Origin of the sequence: Vulgatibacter sp. (assembly GCF_041687135.1) — a bacterium.
In the GTDB taxonomy this organism is placed as follows: domain Bacteria; phylum Myxococcota; class Myxococcia; order Myxococcales; family Vulgatibacteraceae; genus JAWLCN01.
Window position 1 is genome coordinate 336,639 of sequence record NZ_JAWLCN010000003.1, and the last position, 15,602, is coordinate 352,240.

General features: G+C 70.3%; 14 protein-coding genes. 3 read left to right on the plus strand and 11 right to left on the minus strand.

From position 1 onward, the window contains the following. The first annotated feature begins 176 nt into the window (after positions 1–176). Complete coding sequence (locus ACESMR_RS08835; RefSeq protein ID WP_373046690.1) at positions 177–1,076, plus strand: hypothetical protein; 900 nt, start codon at positions 177–179, stop codon at positions 1,074–1,076. Further along, complete coding sequence (locus ACESMR_RS08840; RefSeq protein ID WP_373046691.1) at positions 1,073–2,041, plus strand: quinone oxidoreductase family protein; 969 nt, start codon at positions 1,073–1,075, stop codon at positions 2,039–2,041. Before ACESMR_RS08835 ends, ACESMR_RS08840 begins: the two co-directional genes overlap by 4 nt. On the opposite strand, the gene ACESMR_RS08845 is transcribed toward ACESMR_RS08840, so the two are convergent. The 11 genes from ACESMR_RS08845 to pyrF all read right to left on the minus strand — a co-directional run bounded on the left by ACESMR_RS08845 (position 2,042) and on the right by pyrF (position 13,796). Then, on the minus strand, positions 2,042–3,145 hold the full coding sequence (locus tag ACESMR_RS08845; protein WP_373046692.1) for a Fic family protein: 1,104 nt from the start codon (positions 3,143–3,145) through the stop codon (positions 2,042–2,044). It abuts the gene before it with no gap. A gap of 113 nt (positions 3,146–3,258) precedes the next feature. Next, the gene (locus ACESMR_RS08850) at positions 3,259–3,648 is read right to left on the minus strand and encodes a type II toxin-antitoxin system VapC family toxin (RefSeq protein ID WP_373046693.1); all 390 of its coding nucleotides are present in this window, start codon (positions 3,646–3,648) and stop codon (positions 3,259–3,261) included. Continuing rightward, positions 3,645–3,866 carry a type II toxin-antitoxin system Phd/YefM family antitoxin gene (locus tag ACESMR_RS08855; protein ID WP_373046694.1) on the minus strand — a complete coding sequence of 74 codons (222 nt, stop codon included), beginning with the start codon at positions 3,864–3,866 and terminating at the stop codon, positions 3,645–3,647. Before ACESMR_RS08855 ends, ACESMR_RS08850 begins: the two co-directional genes overlap by 4 nt. Before the next feature lie 68 nt (positions 3,867–3,934). Next, positions 3,935–5,326 (minus strand): short-chain fatty acid transporter, encoded by a 1,392-nt coding sequence (locus tag ACESMR_RS08860; protein WP_373046695.1) that lies wholly within the window; start codon positions 5,324–5,326, stop codon positions 3,935–3,937. Positions 5,327–5,401: 75 nt separating this feature from the next. After that, the gene (locus tag ACESMR_RS08865; protein WP_373046696.1) at positions 5,402–5,821 is read right to left on the minus strand and encodes a cupin domain-containing protein; all 420 of its coding nucleotides are present in this window, start codon (positions 5,819–5,821) and stop codon (positions 5,402–5,404) included. Beyond that, positions 5,818–7,827, minus strand: a complete 2,010-nt coding sequence (locus tag ACESMR_RS08870; RefSeq protein ID WP_373046697.1) for an ATP-dependent DNA helicase — start codon at positions 7,825–7,827, stop codon at positions 5,818–5,820. Before ACESMR_RS08870 ends, ACESMR_RS08865 begins: the two co-directional genes overlap by 4 nt. Continuing rightward, entirely contained in the window at positions 7,828–8,550 is a 723-nt protein-coding gene (locus ACESMR_RS08875) for a hypothetical protein (protein ID WP_373046698.1), read from the minus strand. Positions 8,551–8,561: 11 nt separating this feature from the next. Further along, the gene (locus ACESMR_RS08880) at positions 8,562–9,527 is read right to left on the minus strand and encodes a site-2 protease family protein (protein WP_373046699.1); all 966 of its coding nucleotides are present in this window, start codon (positions 9,525–9,527) and stop codon (positions 8,562–8,564) included. Positions 9,528–9,534: 7 nt separating this feature from the next. Next, positions 9,535–11,556: a penicillin-binding protein activator gene (locus ACESMR_RS08885; RefSeq protein ID WP_373046700.1), complete on the minus strand. Its 2,022-nt coding sequence runs from the start codon at positions 11,554–11,556 to the stop codon at positions 9,535–9,537. A 199-nt stretch (positions 11,557–11,755) separates the two neighbouring features. Then, positions 11,756–12,871 carry a molecular chaperone DnaJ gene (dnaJ, locus tag ACESMR_RS08890; RefSeq protein WP_373046701.1) on the minus strand — a complete coding sequence of 372 codons (1,116 nt, stop codon included), beginning with the start codon at positions 12,869–12,871 and terminating at the stop codon, positions 11,756–11,758. Positions 12,872–12,974: 103 nt separating this feature from the next. After that, positions 12,975–13,796: an orotidine-5'-phosphate decarboxylase gene (gene pyrF, locus ACESMR_RS08895; RefSeq protein WP_373046702.1), complete on the minus strand. Its 822-nt coding sequence runs from the start codon at positions 13,794–13,796 to the stop codon at positions 12,975–12,977. Positions 13,797–14,067: 271 nt separating this feature from the next. On the opposite strand from pyrF, the gene ACESMR_RS08900 reads away from it, so the two are divergent. Next, a complete protein-coding gene (locus ACESMR_RS08900) occupies positions 14,068–15,594 on the plus strand; it encodes a hypothetical protein (RefSeq protein WP_373046703.1) in 1,527 nt (508 codons plus the stop codon). Positions 15,595–15,602 lie beyond the last annotated feature (8 nt).

Below are 15,602 nucleotides of genomic sequence, written 5' to 3' on the forward strand. Positions count from 1 at the left end.
AGGCCCCCGCAGGCGAGGGAGCAGGCGCCGTGCCGATCGCCTGCTGCGACGCAGCGGTCTCTTTGCCGATTTGGCAGGGGAAGCGGCGTTCCCGATCTGGTAGCAGCCTTTCCCTCCCGACCCACGGCAGCGCCTCTGCGCCGTGGCTAGACTCCCGCCCGAGGCGGAGGACCGATTTGAAGCGGCCGGCGCTCCACTACGTGAACAGTCCCAAGCAGCTGCCCGCGCCACCGAAGCAGGGCCGGGTGGTCACCCTCGACCTCGCCTTCGCGGCGGAGGACCGCTACGAGCGCGCCACCCGACCGTTCATCGAGGCCCTGGGCGATCGCCTCGCCGCCTGGATCGATCACCACCCCCATCCCGCCTGGTCCGCCTACGCAGGGGATCCCCGCTTCGTCCTCGTGGACAAGGCCACCGCTCCCGCCTGCCCGCAGCTGGTGACGCCGGAGCGGATCGCCGCCATCGGCGAAATCGACCACCTCTTCGCCCACGCGGATTTCGACGGCTGGCTCTCCACGGTGAAGTACCTGAACGGCGGAAGCGAGCCCTGGCCCGGCGCCGACGAGGACGCCCGCGCCATCGACGCGCCGGGGCAGGGCTTCCGCTGCAGCGCGCGGGGCCAGCGGATCGCCGACGCGGTGGCGCGCAGCCGCGACGCGGCGCCGACGAAACACGAGGCCCTCCTCCGCGAGCTGGCGGAGGCGCTCCTCGGGGGCGAGATCCCGCAGCCCCTGCAGCACAAGATCGACTCCCTCGCCGGTGAGCTGCGGGCGCGGCGGGCGTCGCTCGAATCGCTGCTCGAGCAGGCGGAGGACGACCATCCCGGCATCCTCGTGCTCTCGCTGCAGAAGATGATTTCGCCAGGGGACAAGAAGTTCCTGCTCCAGACCCTGGAGGAGCGGGCGACGATCGGCGTGGTGGAGGAGCCGACGTCGGTGACGGTGGCGACCTTCGACGGCAGGATCCGCCTCACCACCGTGCCCGCGCTCCACGGCACCGACGGCTTCGCCTGGGGCAAGGCGCGCTACGATGCGATCCGCGACGATCTGATCGGCCTGCTCGAGGGCGAGACGTGAAAGCTGCGGTGGTGCGCGAATTCGGTGGCCCCGAGATGCTGCTCGTCGACGAGTGGCCGGAGCCCGAGGCAGGCCCCGGCGAGGTGGTGGTGCAGGTGCACGCCGCCGGCGTGAACTTCATCGACGTCTACCAGCGCAGCGGCGCCTATCCCGGCAGGCTGCCGCGGCCGCTGGGGCTCGAGGGCGCCGGCACGGTGGAGGTGATCGGCGCCGGCGTCGAGGGGTTCTCGCCAGGCGACCGCGTCGCCTGGAAGGACGGCCCCGGCTCCTACGCGGAGAAGGTGGCGGTGGCGGCGCGGGAGCTGGTGCCGGTGCCGGACGGCGTCGGCTTCGAGACGGCGGCGGCGTCGATGCTGCAGGGCATGACCGCCCACTATCTCTCCCACTCGACCTTCCCGCTGCAGGGCGGGCAGAGCTGCCTCGTGCATGCGGCGGCTGGCGGGGTCGGCGCGCTGCTGGTGCAGATGGCGAAGAAGCGCGGCGCCTTCGTCTACGCCACCTGCTCCGCGGCGAAGCGGCATGTGGCGGAAGGCGCCGGCGCCGATCACGTGATCGCCTACGACGAGGTCGACTTCGCCGCGGAGGTGAAGCGGCTCACCGGCGGTGCCGGCGTGCACGTGGTCTACGACTCGGTGGGCAGGGCCACCTTCGACGAGAGCCTCGACTGCCTCATGCCCCGCGGGACGATGGTGCTCTTCGGCCAGTCGAGCGGCGCGGTGCCGCCGCTCGATCTGCAGGTGCTCAACCGCAAGGGCTCGCTCTACGTCACCCGCCCCAGCCTGGGCAGCTACACCCGCGACCGGGAGGAGCTGCTCTGGCGGGCCGGCGACGTGCTCAGCTGGAGCGCCGCCAACGAGCTGCAGATCCGCATCGACGACGTGCTGCCGCTCGAGGAGGTCGCCGAGGCCCACCGCCGCCTCGAGGGCCGCAAGACGATGGGCAAGCTCGTGCTCCGGACGGTGTAGCTACGGCGCGAGCACGTAACTCGTGCTCCGGCCACCTGCAGGTTCGCGTACGAGTACGCCGCGCTCGACGAGCTCGGTGATATCTCGCAGCGCCGTGTCCTGCGAGCATTTGCTCAGCTTCGCCCACTTCGAGCTGGTGAGCTTTCCCTCGAAGCCCTCGAGGAGCCGTTCGAGCATGGCGCGCTGCCGTTCATTGAAACCCGCCGGCGGGTGGCGCTCCCAGAAGCGCGCCTTGTCCAGCACGTTGCCGAGCAGCTCTTCGGCCCCTTCGATCGCGCGCTGAAGGCAACCGAGAAACCAGTCGAGCCACGGCGTGATGTCCAGGCCGCTCCGCTGCGTCGACTCGAGCTTCTCGTAGTAGGTCTTCCGCTCCCGGCGGATCTGCGACGACATGCTGTAGAAGCGCTGGGCACTTCCCTCGGCCCGCGCCAGCGCCAGGTCGGCGATCGCCCGCGCGATGCGCCCGTTGCCATCGTCGAAAGGGTGGATGGTGACGAAGTGGAGGTGCGCGATGCCGGCTTTGAGCACCGGATCGATCGCGGGGCTCGGCGCCTCGAACCAGTTCAGAAACGCCTTCATCTCTCCATGCAGGCGGTCCGCAGCCGGCGCCTCGAAGTGCACGCGCTCCCGGCCCATCGGCCCCGAGACGACTTGCATCGGCCCGCGCTCGTCGGTTCGCCATCGTCCGACCGTGAGCCGGCGCATCCCACTGAAGCCGGCGGGAAAGAGCGATGCGTGCCAGGCCTGCAGACGCTCGGTGGTCAGGGGCGCCGTGTAGTTCTGCGTAGCGTCGAGCATCATCTCGACGATCCCCTCGACGTCGCGGTCGGCGCGGACGAGACCTCCGGCCTCGATGCCGAGCCGCCGCGCGATCGACGAGCGGACCTGCGCGGTGTCGAGATGCTCCCCCTCGATCTCGCTGGAGCGGACCACGTCCTCGGTCAGCGTGCGGAGGAGCGCCTCCTCGCGCAGCTCGAAACCGAGCGCCTCCATGCGGCCCAGGAGCCGGCCCTGCCGGTGGCGCACGGCGGCCAGGGGCGTCGCCAGGTGGGCGATTTCCCAGCGCAGTGCCGGCCAGCCGCGCCGCTCATGAAGCCAGACCATCCCCCCATTCTGCGACCGAGTGGTCCAGCGACGCAACGCATTCACCGCATCCTATGCGGTGAATAGCCCCCTCATTCGCCGCATCGCGACGGCTTGCTTGGGATTGCTTCGGGTTACCAGACGCAAGTTACGCCCTCGAATGAGTGAAGCGCTGTGTCCTTCGAGAGGAGCGGAATGCCGTGCTCCATTGCCGTCGCAACGATGACTCGATCCGCTGGGTCTCGGTGGTCCCATTCCAGCATCGCGGTCCGCAGCCAGATTGACGTATCGACCGGCAGCAACTGAACGACTCCGCCCACCTCGAGTCGGCGGACGAAATTCTCCAGGGAGGTACCGAGCAACAGCTTGCCGCTGCGCGCCTTCACTCCCAGCTCCCAGATCGAGATGGCGCTGGCGAACCCACCCTCTCGCTCCATCTGCTCACACACACTCGCGGCTTGCGGCGAGAGCTTCTCCGGTTCGACCGCCCACCAGAAGAGCGCATGCGTATCGAGGAGGATCACGTCTCCGGCCACTCGCTGGTGGTCGGCTCAAGGATGTCCTCTCCCGACCTGGCCTTGCCGCGGAGGTCGCCGAAGACCTCGCGCGCCGGACGTCGCTGACGGATGGGGACGACCTTCAAGACCGGCCGGTTGTTGTCTGTGATGATCAGTTCTTCGCCCGTCTGCTCCACGAGCCGGAAGTACTCGAGCATCCGCGCCTTCAGCGCGCTCTTGGACACGGGTTCCATCGCAAGACCATAGCCATGGCCATGGTCACACGCAATCGGACCAGTTGCGTTGCGAGCGGTCAGGCGAGGGCGAGGAGCAGGAGGGAGACGAGGGCGCCCATCGCGAGGAAGACGAGGGTGGTGTAGCCGATCACGTCGCGGGCCCTGAGGCCCATGATGCCCAGCAGCGGCAGCGCCCAGAACGGCTGGAGCATGTTGGTCCAGGCGTCGCCGTAGGCGAAGGCCATGATCACGGAGCCGGGGCGGACGCCGAGGGCCTGCGCGGCGGTGGCGAGGATCTCGCCCTGCACCGCCCACTGGCCGCCGCCCGACGGCACGAAGAAGTTGACGATCCCGGCGGAGAGGAAGGCGAGCACGGGGAAGGTGCGCGGCGTGGCGACGGAGAGGAGCGCGTCGCTGATCGCGCCGATGAGACCGGTGGCCTGCATCACGCCGAGGATCCCGAAGTAGAACGGGAATTGGAGGATGATCCCGCCGGCGCCCTTGGCGCCGTCGGCGATGGCGCCGACGTAGGCGCGGATGCTGCCCTGCAGCAGCATGCCGGTGGCGAGGAAGAGCAGGTTGACGGTGTTCAAGTCGAAGGCGATCCGGCCCTTCGTCCCGCCGACCACCAGCATCGCGAGGAGCCCCGCGCCGAAGAGGCCGCCGACCGCGCGGCTCTCCTGCAGCCTGGCGACGAGGCCGTGCTCGGGGGCGTGGGGCGCGGGCTGCAGGTGGACCGCTTCCCGCGGCAGCGTCGTCGCCGGGGCGTGGGTGGCAAGCGCGCGGAAGAGGAGCGGGATCGAAAGGAGCAGCGCGCCGGTGATCACCAGGTTGAGCGGCGAGAGGAGCGTGTCGGCGAGCGGCACCACGCCGCCGAATTTCGCCTCGAGGAAGTTGCCGGGCTCCGCCGCCTTGAGCGGCGCGGAGCCGGAGAGCCCGCCGTGCCAGACGGCGAAGCCCGCGTAGGCGGCGCCGCCGAGGAGCGGGTAGTTGAGGGCGATGCCTCGCCGCGAAGCGTTGGCCGCCACCTCGCGGGCGAGGAGCGCGCCAGCGATGGCGCCGAGGCCCCAATGGATCACCGAGGCGGCGCAGGCGAAGGCGGCGACGATGGTGGCAGCGCCGGCGGTACTCTGCGGGATCGCGGCGACCCGATCGACGACGCGCTGCACCGCGGGGCTGGTGGCAATGGCGTGGCCGGTGACCAGCACCAGCGCCATCTGCAGCGCGAAGGCGAGACCGGACGTAGCAGCGAACCCCTCGAGCCAGCCGACGATCACCGTGGCAGCCACGCCCTCGGCGCCGCGCCCCGCGAGGCGGGCGCCGCCGATCGCCATCACCAGCACGGTGAGCCCGAGCGCCAGCAGGAAGGGATCGGGCATCACCCGGCTCACCATCCCCTGGAGCCACGTGCCGGCCCGCGCGACTGCGCCGCCGCTGCCGATCTCGCGTGCCTCTGCCTCACGCTGCATGCTGGTCTCCGCTTTCACGGCGACGAGTCTACCCCGCGATCCATGCGGGTGCTGCGGGCCGGTGTGTTTCCCAACTCAGCGCGCCAGCTTTGGACCAGTGGACGAGGCTGCATAGGTGGTTTCGTCGCCCCCGGCGTCGGCGGAGAAGACGAACAGGTCCAGGTCGTCCGGGCCGTCGTTGACCAGGGCGTGGTGCGCTTCGGTGCCGGGCGGAAAGAGAACAACATCGCCCGGAGCGACGGCGACGCGCTCCCCCTCGACGATAGCAAGGCCTCTGCCCTGCAGAACGAGGAAGCCCTCCTCCCGCGTCGAGTGGCGGTGGGGCGGCGCCTGCCTCGCCCCCGGTGCGATCCGCTCAAAGGAGACCCGCAGATGGTTGAAGCCCGCGGCCGCGGAGAGATCGAGCTGCAGCGAGAGTTGCTCGCCCGATTTCGTGACCACCGGCCGGAGCGGCGCACCCGCCAACGAGGTGAGGTGGTAGGCCTTCGCGCTCACCTGGGCGTTTCCGAATCCGCATCCCACCACCGCTCGACGTGCTCGATTTTGCCGAACTTCGGGCAGTCGGGGAGCGAGCGCAGGAATTGCCTGCCGTAGCCGCGGGTGACGATGCGGCGGTCGAGCATGGCGACGATGCCGCGATCGTTCCTCGTGCGCACCAGCCTGCCGAAGCCCTGGCGCAGCGCGATGGCCGCCTGCGGCACCTGGTAGGTGCCGAAGGCGTCGTTGCCTGCGTTGCGGAGCGCGTCGATCCGCGCCGCCACCACCGGATCGCCGGGGCTGGCGAAGGGGAGTTTGTCCATCACCACGAGGGACAGCGCCTCACCCGGCACGTCGACGCCCTCCCAGAAGGAGGCCGTGGCGAAGAGCACGCTCGGCACCTCCTGGAATTTCTCGATCAGCTGCGCCTTGGGCAGCTGGCCCTGCAGGAGCACGCGGTAGGGCAGGCGCCGCTCGAGCAGCTCCCAGGCCCGGTGCATGTTGCGCACCGAGGTGAAGAGGGCGAAGGCCCTGCCGCCGGTGATGGCGAAGAGCTTCTCGAGCTCCACCGTGGCAGCGTCGATGAAGTCCGGCGCGTTGGCCTCGGGCAGATGGGTGGGCAGGTAGAGCGCCGCCTGCGTCCGGTAGTCGAAGGGCGAGCCCACCTGGAGCTCCGCCAGCGCCACCCGCGGCTCGCCCTCCGCGGAGACGAGGCCGAGGCGGCGGCGCACGTAGTCGAAGCGGCCGCCGACGGCGAGCGTCGCCGAGGTGAAGACCGCCGAGCCGAGGCGCGTGTAGAGCCGGCGCGCCAGCTCGTCGGCGATCTCGATCGGCGCCGCCCGCAGGAAGAGGCCGCGCCCGCGCCGCTCGACGAAGTGCACGTAGGGGCCGTCGTCACAGGCGTCGGTGACGAAGGAGAGATCGTCGGCGATGGTGAGGGCCCGCCGCGCGATCGCCTCGAGATCCGGCGCATCCGCTGCGCCGGAGGCGTTCTCGGAGAGCTCGCGCAGCGCGTGGAGCAACTCGCCCTGCTCCTGCATGCAGCCCTGCAGCGCGCCGGCTGCGAGGCGCACCGTGGCGTCGCGGGACTCGCGCCCGCGGCCGGTGCCGCGCAGCAAACCGGTCGCCGCTTCGACCGCGGAGAAGAAGCCGGCGGCCCTGCCCTCTACGGCGCCGAGGAGCGGCACGATGAGCGGCGCCAGCGAGGGCACCTTGCCCGCGGCGCGGGTGCCGTCGCGGACCAGCTCCTCGAAACGCCACGAGGAGACCTGCACGCCGAAATAGTCGGTGGCGATTTCTTCGAGCGCGTGGGCCTCGTCGAAGATCGCGGCGTCGTAGCGGGGGATCACCTCCACCCCGCTCTCCTCCTCGCCGCCGCGGGTGCGCAGGCTCAAGTCGGCGAAGAAGAGGTGGTGGTTGACCACGATCACCTCCGCCTCCTGCGCCTTGCGCCGCATCTGGGTGACGAAGCAATCCTCGTAGTAGGGGCAGCGCTGGCCGGTGCAGGTCTCGGCGGTGGAGGAGAGCTCGCGCCAGGCGGAGAAATTCTCCGGCAGCGCCAGCTCGGCCCGGTCGCCGCTCTCGGTGGAGGCGGCCCATCCCTCGATCTCCGCCCAGAGCAGCCCCTCCTCGCGCACCGCGAATTTGGGCTCCTTCGAGAACTCCTCGAAGCGCTGCTTGCAGAGGTAGTTGGAGCGGCCCTTCATGTAGGCCGCGCGGATCTCCACCCCGAGGGCGCCCGCCAGCAGCGGGATGTCCTTGAAGTAGATCTGCTCCTGCAGGGTCTTGGTGGCGGTGGAGATCACCACCCGCTTGCCCGCGAGCAGCGCCGGCAGCAGGTAGGCCAGCGTCTTGCCGGTGCCGGTGCCCGCCTCGGCGAGGAGGTAGCGATCCGCCTCCAGCGCATCGAGCACCTGCCGCGCCATGGCGAGCTGCTGCGGCCGCTCCTCGTAGGCGCCGATCGCCCGGGCGAGGAGGCCCCCGCGGCCGAGCACCTGCGCGATCGGATCGATCTCCTCGCTCATCTAGAAGCCACCGCCCATCTGCACCAGCACCCAGGCACCGAAGCCGATCACGCCGAGGAGGAAGACGACGAGGAGCGCGTTGCGCACGCTCTTCGCCTGCGCCGGCCCGATGCCACCCGACTCGTAGGGCAGCTGGGTGAAGAGCTGCGCGGTGGCCTTCTTGAGCAGCTCGTCCCGGGCGGCGACCGCCACCGCGTCGTGCGGCGCCCTGGCGAGGTGATCGCGGTAGCGCACGCCGAGCGCCGCGAAGTCGCCGCGGACCACAGCCTCGGCGAGGAGGCGCTGGTGCGCTGCCGGGTCGTTCCAGCTCTGCTGCAGCTGCGCCCAGCCGATGGCGAGCCAGGGCTCGTCGTCGATGCTCTCCTCGGGCCGGGAGGCATCGAGGGCTGCATCGGCCTCCTGCGCCGCGAGGGAGTTGGGCGCAAGCTCCCAGCGATCGGTGGCTACAGTGGCGGGCGCCGGTCCCGGCGTCGCCGTCACGAACTCGGCGAGCACCCGGTCGATGTCGGGGACCGGTGCCGCCGCAGGCCCGGAGGAGAAGGAGGCCAGCGCCGCCTTGCCGGGGCCCAGGGTTTCGAGGGGGACGGTTGCCGCCGCAGCGGCACGGGGCTGCAGCGCTGCCTCCGCGCCGCAGGCGCTGCAGCGCACGCGGAGGAGCCCGTCGATCACCGACCACGAACCCGGTGCCCCGATCCGCTGGCACGCCTCGCAGAAGAGCTTCAAGGGACCGACCTCTACAGCACGTCGGCTGCGACCGGCGTGAGGGTGAGAAGGAAGAGCAGGACCGTCGCCGCCACCACCAGCTTCCGCCCGCGGGAGAGCGGCTCCGCCTCGTCGTCCACCGGCGGGTGGCCGTATTTCACGAAGCGCGAGGCGAGCAGATACCACACCAGCCAGCTGAAACTGGAGAGGAGCGCCATCACCACGAGCACGACGCCGAAGGCGCGGCCGACGCGCTCGGCCTTGCGCCCCAGCACCGCGTAGGCGACGTGGCCGCCGTCGAGCTGGCCGATGGGCACGAGGTTCAGGGCGGTGACGAAGAGGCCGATCACCCCGGCGTAGGCCACCGGGTGGACGAAGACGTCCTGGGCCGGCCCGACGCCGAAGAGGAGCTTCTTCACCAGCACGTAGAGGAGCGGCTGCGGCTCCATCACCGCGCCCAGCCCCTGGAACGGCGCCTCGCCGCTGAAGAGCCAGCCGAGGAGCTTCACGAGCGAGAGGTTGCCGAAGAGGAAGTTGGGCTCCACCGCGATCTCGCCGATGGAGGAGAGCGAGATGCCGTAGACCAGCACCGGGATCGCCACCACCGCCCCGGCGAGCGGGCCCGAGGCGCCGATGTCGATGAGCGCGTTGCGGCTCCGGATCCTGCCGCGCATCCGGATCACCGCGCCCATGGTGCCGATGGCGAAGGGCACCGGGATGAACCAGGGCCAGGAGGCCTCGACCCGGTGGAGCCGCGCCGCGACGAAGTGGCCCATCTCGTGGGCGACGAGGATCGCGAGCAGGCTGAGCGAGAAGGGAACGCCGGCCCGCACGTAGCCCGCGAGATCGGCGGGCTCCTGCGTCCAGCCGCCGCCGACGGCGAAGTCGGCGCCGGCGGTGAGGGTGGTGAGGATCGTGGCGCCGAAGAGCACCACGTTCCAGACCGGAAACGGGCGGGCCGGTGCGGCTGCGAGCTCGTACGGCTGCCGCGTCTCCATGGGTGCCTTAGAGCGCGCCGTCGGGCCTGGTGGGATCGGCCTCGCGGATGGTGCCGCGATCGACGGTGAGCAGGTAGAGCGGGTGGACGATCTGCCGGTTCTCGGTCACCGAGATCGGGCCCATCGGACCGGACATCCCCTGCACCCCGAGCACCGCCTCCTGGAAGGCTCGGCGGCTCACGGGGCGCTGCTGCTCGATCACCGCGCGGACCACCCCGGCGGCCTCGTGGCCATAGGCCTCGAGCAGGCCGGGCATCCGTCCCTCGCGGGCCTGGAAGGACTCGACGAAGCGCACCGTCTCCGGGCGGGAGGAGCCCGCGTGGAAGCCGTCCACGAAGACCGAGCAGTTGATGTACTTGCCGGCGCGGGCAGGCAGGTCGCGGTGGTTCCAGGTATTGCCGCCGAGCAGCATCACCGGCTTCACCTTGTGGCCGGTGGTCCTCTGGATCCGATCGATGTCGTTCTTGTCGCACCAGTTGGTGATCACGTCCTCGAACGCGAGTGCCGGTGCGACCAGCGCCACGGTCTTCCAGTGATCGGGGACGAAGAGCGCCTCGAACTCGATCACCGGGCTCACGCTCGCCTTGATCTTCTCGAGGGCGTTGCGGCGCTTGCGGGCGTCCGTGATTCCCTTCGCGCGGAGCTCCCGGAGCTTGCGCTGGTACTCGGCGCGATCGACGACGTTCTGGCGCTGCACCAGCGACTTGATCGGCTCGGAGAAGGTGGTGGTCTCCTGGGCGTAGCTCTCGACGCCCTTCACCTCGCCGCCCCGCTCCTCGACGCGCTGCCAGAAGAGGTCGCGCATCTCCTCGCCGTACTGGATCTCCGGGTGGAGTACGGCGAAGCGGCTCATCCCCCGGACGCCCATGGCGAACTCGACCAGCGCGTCGGCGATGGCGCCGTTGGTGAGCATCGACTGAAAGACCCACTCCGACTGCGCGGTGAAATCCTCGGTGCGCGAGAAGGAGACGTAGGGCAGGCCGAGCTCGTCGGCTGCCACCGCTGCTGCCTGGGCCTCGGCGGTGATCACGCCGCCGACCACCGCCATCACGTGGTCCTCGTAGAGCAGGCGCTCCACCGCGAGGGTGGCGCCCTCCGCCTCGCCGCGGGTGTCGCGGAAGACGACCTGCACGCGCGAGCCCTGCAGCGCGTGCTCGATGCCGGCGCGGAGCTGCGCGCCGTAGACCTTGTAGGGGCCGGAGAGCGGGAGAATCACGCCGATCTTCTCGGGGGCCACCTCGCCGCGGCGCTCGATCTTCTGGAGCAGCTCCCGCGCCTCCACCGCCAGCGGGTGGCTGGGATGGGTCTGGGCGAAGGCGGCGAGGCTCTCCTCGAGGGCGTCCCAATCCCGCTCCTCCTGGTGGAGCTGGGTGCGGCGCCAGTCGACGAAGGGAGCGGCCGGGACGCTCGGCTCGACCTGGATCCGCTCGAGATCCATCGGCGCCAGGGCGTCGAGGACGCGGCGGAGCTCGGCCTCCGCCTCGCTGCGGCGGCGGAGATCCGGGGCCACGGCCAGGGCCTCCGCCCGCCAGGTGTAGGCCTCGATGCCGTTGCCCGCCTCCTCGGCCTGCGCCGCGTACTTCACCGCCGCCGGGTATTTCTGCGCCTCGGGCAGCGCCTGGTACTCCGCCGCTGCGCGGGCGAGGGCCTCGTCGCGATCGCCGCCGAGCTTGCCGATCCGGGTGCGGGCCTGCGGGTATTTGTCCGAGTGCGGGTAGCGGGTGGTGAGCAGCTCGTAGGCGGCGCGGGCCCGCATCGGCTGCTCGGCCTTCTCCCAGGCGCCGCCTGCGGCGAAGAGCGCCTCGTCCGCCTCGACGGAGTCGGGGTAGCGGCGGGCCAGCGTCTCGTAGAGCTCGGCGGCGCCGACGTAGTCGCCGGCGGCCTCCTTCGCCCGGGCGTTCTCGAGCTCGTAGCGGGCGGCCTCCTCGACGCTCATCGTCCGTCCGTCGACGAGGACGGCGCGGGGCGGACAGCCGGCGAGGAGGGTGAGCAGGAAGGCGGCGAGCAGCAGACGGGCGAGAATGCTCATAGAATTTTAGGGTCTAGCCCACGTTCCCAAGGGAAATCAAGGAGCTGCATGGGCGAGGTGCGCACGCTCGCCTGCCGGGTCAACGCCCGGCCCCCCTCCCCTCTTCCCGCCGAGCCGCCCCGTGGCCCCGAAACGCACGAAGGCCCGCTGGCAGAGTTGCCGGCGGGCCTTCGTGGCTTGCGGGTGATCGGGCGGGCGATCAGCCGAAGATCTGCTTCACCTTGTCGAGGAAGGTCTTCGACTGCGGGTGCACGTCCTCGCCGGCCAGCGTGGCGAACTCCTCGAGGAGCTCCCGCTGCTTCTTGGAGAGATCGGTCGGGGTCTCGACCACCACGCGCACGTGCTGGTCGCCGCGGCCGTAGCCGTTGATCGCCGGGACGCCCTTGCCGCGGAGGCGGAAGACCTTCCCCGACTGCGTGCCCTGGGGGATCTTCATCTTCACCTTGCCGTCGAGGGTGGGCACGTCGATGGTCGAGCCGAGCGCCGCCTGGGTGAAGGAGATCGGGATCTCGCAGATGATCTCGGTGTCCTCGCGGATGAAGATCGGGTGCTCCTGCACCCGGAAGACCACGTAGAGATCACCTGCCGGCGCGCCGTGCTGCCCCTGCTCGCCCTCGCCGGAGACCTTGAGCCTGGTGCCGGTGTCGACGCCGGGGGGAACGGGGACCTTCACCTTCGCCGGCGCCGCCACCACGCCGCGGCCGCGGCAGTTGGTGCAGGGATCGGGGATCACCTTGCCCTCGCCGCCGCAGGTGGGGCAGGGGCGCGAGACGGAGAAGAAGCCCTGGGTGAAGCGCTGGGCGCCGGAGCCGCCGCAGGTGCCGCAGGTCTGGGGCTTGGTGCCGGGCTTGGCGCCCGAGCCGCTGCAGGTGTCGCAGTGCTGGTTGCGCTCGAACTCCAGCTCGATGGTGGTGCCGAAGGCCGCCTCCTGGAAGGTCAGCTCCTTCTCCACCCGGAGGTCGGCGCCGCGCCCGCGGCCGCCCCGGCCCCGGCCCCGCGGGGCGCCGAAGATGTCCCCGAAGATGTCGCCGAAGATGTCGTTGATGTTGACGCCGGCGGCGCCGCCACCGAAGCCGCCGAAGCCCTCGCCGAAGGGATTGCCGGCGTGGCCGAAGCGGTCGTACTTCGCCTTCTTGTCCGGGTCGGAGAGGCAGGCGTAGGCCTCGGAGGCCTCCTTGAACTTCTCCTCGGCCTCGTGGTTCCCGGGGTTCTTGTCCGGGTGGTACTGCAGCGCGAGCTTGCGGTACGCGGTCTTGATCTCCTGGGCGGAGGCGGTCTTCGCTACACCCAGGACTTCGTAATAGTCGCGCTTCAAGACGTTCGCCCTCGTTCGCCCTGCAGCGGGCGGCCGGCAATGTAAAACAGGGTCGGCGTCCCGCAAGGGGGAGCGATCCCGAAGAAATCAGGCGGTTTCGCGCTCAGCAGCCGATGGCTGCGTTGATCGCGTCACGCAGGTCCCGTGCAGAACGCGCCGCTGCCTCGGCGTAGTCCTGCCCGCGGGAGGCGTATTCGACCGCGCGGCTCGCCGCAACCACGGCGCCCCGGCCGCCCTCGTGGAAGGCGGGCGCAAGGTCCGCGGGCTTGCCGCCCTGGGCCCCGACGCCCGGCAGGAGAAGGACCGAGCGCGGCATCAGCGAGCGGAAGAGCGCCAGCTCGGAGGGCCTGGTGGCGCCGACCACCGCGCCCACCGGGCCGTAGCCCTCGCCCTCGCCGTTGAACGCCCGGGTCCAGCCCGCCACCCACTGGGCCACCGTGCCCTCGGGCGTGGGCAGATCCTGCAGATCCCCTGCCCCCGGGTTGCTCGTCTTCACCAGGCAGAAGAGGGCGCCGCCCTCCTCCTTCGCCGCGTCGAGGAAGGGCTGGATCGTGTCCCGGCCCATGTACGGCGCCACGGTGAGCGCGCTGCCCCCGTTCTCGCCCCGGAGCCAGGCGTTCGCGTAGGCCTCGGCGGTGGAGCCGATGTCGCCGCGCTTGGCGTCGATGATCGCGGGGATCTCGAGGGCCTTCGCCAGCTGCAGCACCCGGTGGAGCGTCTCCATCCCGGCAAGCCCCTGCGCCTCGAAAAAGGCGACCTGGGGCTTCACCGCACAGGCGTACTCGGCGCAGGCCTCGAGCACGCTGCTGCAGTGGGTCCAGAGATCGACGCCCGCGGGATGCCACTCGGGCCGGGGATCGAGGCCAACGCAAAGGCGCGTGTTCAGCCGCGCCATCCTCTCGTGCAGCCTGTCGACAAAGCTCATGGACCCCGGCTTGTAGCACGCCCGGCGGAGGAGGAAAGCGGGGAGCGGATGCAGGGCGTGCCTTCCACGGGCCGGGCCCGTCCCTTCCGGTGGTGCTCGGCAGCCCGTGCTCACAGCACGGCGGTACCCTGGCTGTCGGCTCCGAGCGTCGTCGCTTCAGTATCGCTGACGCGCCGGAAAGCTTGCAGCCTTGGCGGTGCCGGTACTGGCCGCGGTTGGGATACGGTAGGTACATCGATTCAACGGCTGCCGGCCTGGAGGCAGGGACCGCATGCACGCAGCAAGGAGAGCGCTGGTTGTGCTGTTTGGCGGCTTGCAGGCGCTGGCGCTGGCTGCCGCCTGCAGCAACTCCGCGCCCACCGCGACCGCCGGACCGAACGTCACTGGCGGTAGCGGTAGTGGCGGCGGCGGTGCCGCGGGCCAAGGTGGACGGGGCGGCGCTCAGGAGACGGGTACCGGCGGGGGTGGGGGCAGCAGCGGTTCCGGAGGCGCCGGCGGTGCGACCCCCGCGAAGCAATTCCCGCCGCTTGGTCTCCCTGCCGAGGTGGCCTGGCTCGACGACCCCGAGGTTTGGTCACTGCTTCCGCAGCCCGAGGTCTGGGACGAGCGCTGCTACATGAGGCAAGCGGATCCGGACGGGATCCAGTATCCGCCGCTTCGGTGGGAGAGCTGCGGTGAGGGCTGTGCCCGCGCCGATGTGCTGCAGGGACACGGGGACATCGCCGCGTACCCAGTCATCAGCTCATCTCTCAAGGAGGAGGGTTCGACCGCCTTTCTTCACTTCGTGCATGGGGGCACGACCCCGGCTAGGTATCACCTGAAGACGCAGCGCAGCGTCGACCTGACATCGGGGATGACAGTCGCTGCCGTTCAGGCGGTTGTCAGCACGAAGGACAACTTCGCTTGGTGCAGTTCAAGCCTCGTACTCCAGTCCGGACTCGCTTCAAGTGGAGCGAGGTCTTTCGACTGGGAGCACAGCCTACACATCCGCGGCAGCTGGGACCGTCGGGAGGCGGCCTGGCGCTGGCAACTCCCCTGGCCCGAGATTGGCAGCCAGGGTTTCAACCCGGGTTATTGCAAATACGCCGATATGGACGAGGGGGGACGATCCTTCTACTTCTGCGGCGGCATCATCCGCGCTGCGCTCACACCGGGCTCGAGCGCGATCACGGTCCTGGACCGCCCGAGTGATTCTGGCTTTCGGACCGCAAGAGCCGCGGCGCTTGGCGACCTGCTCATCTGGTCCGAGATCGATCGTTCCGCACCAGGATCGCGGGTCCGCTTCTGGAAACCGGATGGCCGGGGGATTCGTACGGCCATGCAGGGAATCGAGGTCGACACCTGCTCCATCGGCCTGAGCAGCACGCATGTAGCGGGCTTCTCGACGGCAAACGCGTGCGCCGTCTACCAGCACGAGGGAAGGTTCTGGATTGCCGAGCGCACGGAGGACGGCGCGCTTGCCAATCTACGACTGGGCCCCGTCTTTTGGCCGCGACCCGTCGTGGATGCCAGCGGGATCGCTACGTGGGGAGACTACGCCGCCATGGTCTGGGTGGAGGAGGTCTACGAGAACCTCGCGGATCGACGGCGGCTCCTCCTCGCCCGTACGACCGACTGGGCGATGCGTGACATCCGAGGAATCGAAGGCCATGAGGTCTGGGCTGCCGGGCTCACGGGAGAGCATCTCTACGTCGTCTACACCCTGCCCGGCGCGCACGTCGGCAAGTTCTCGGCTGTCTACCGGTACGATCTCGACAAATTCGACTCGATCGGCCAGCCGATCGTTCCGGTCGAGTGACCAAAGAG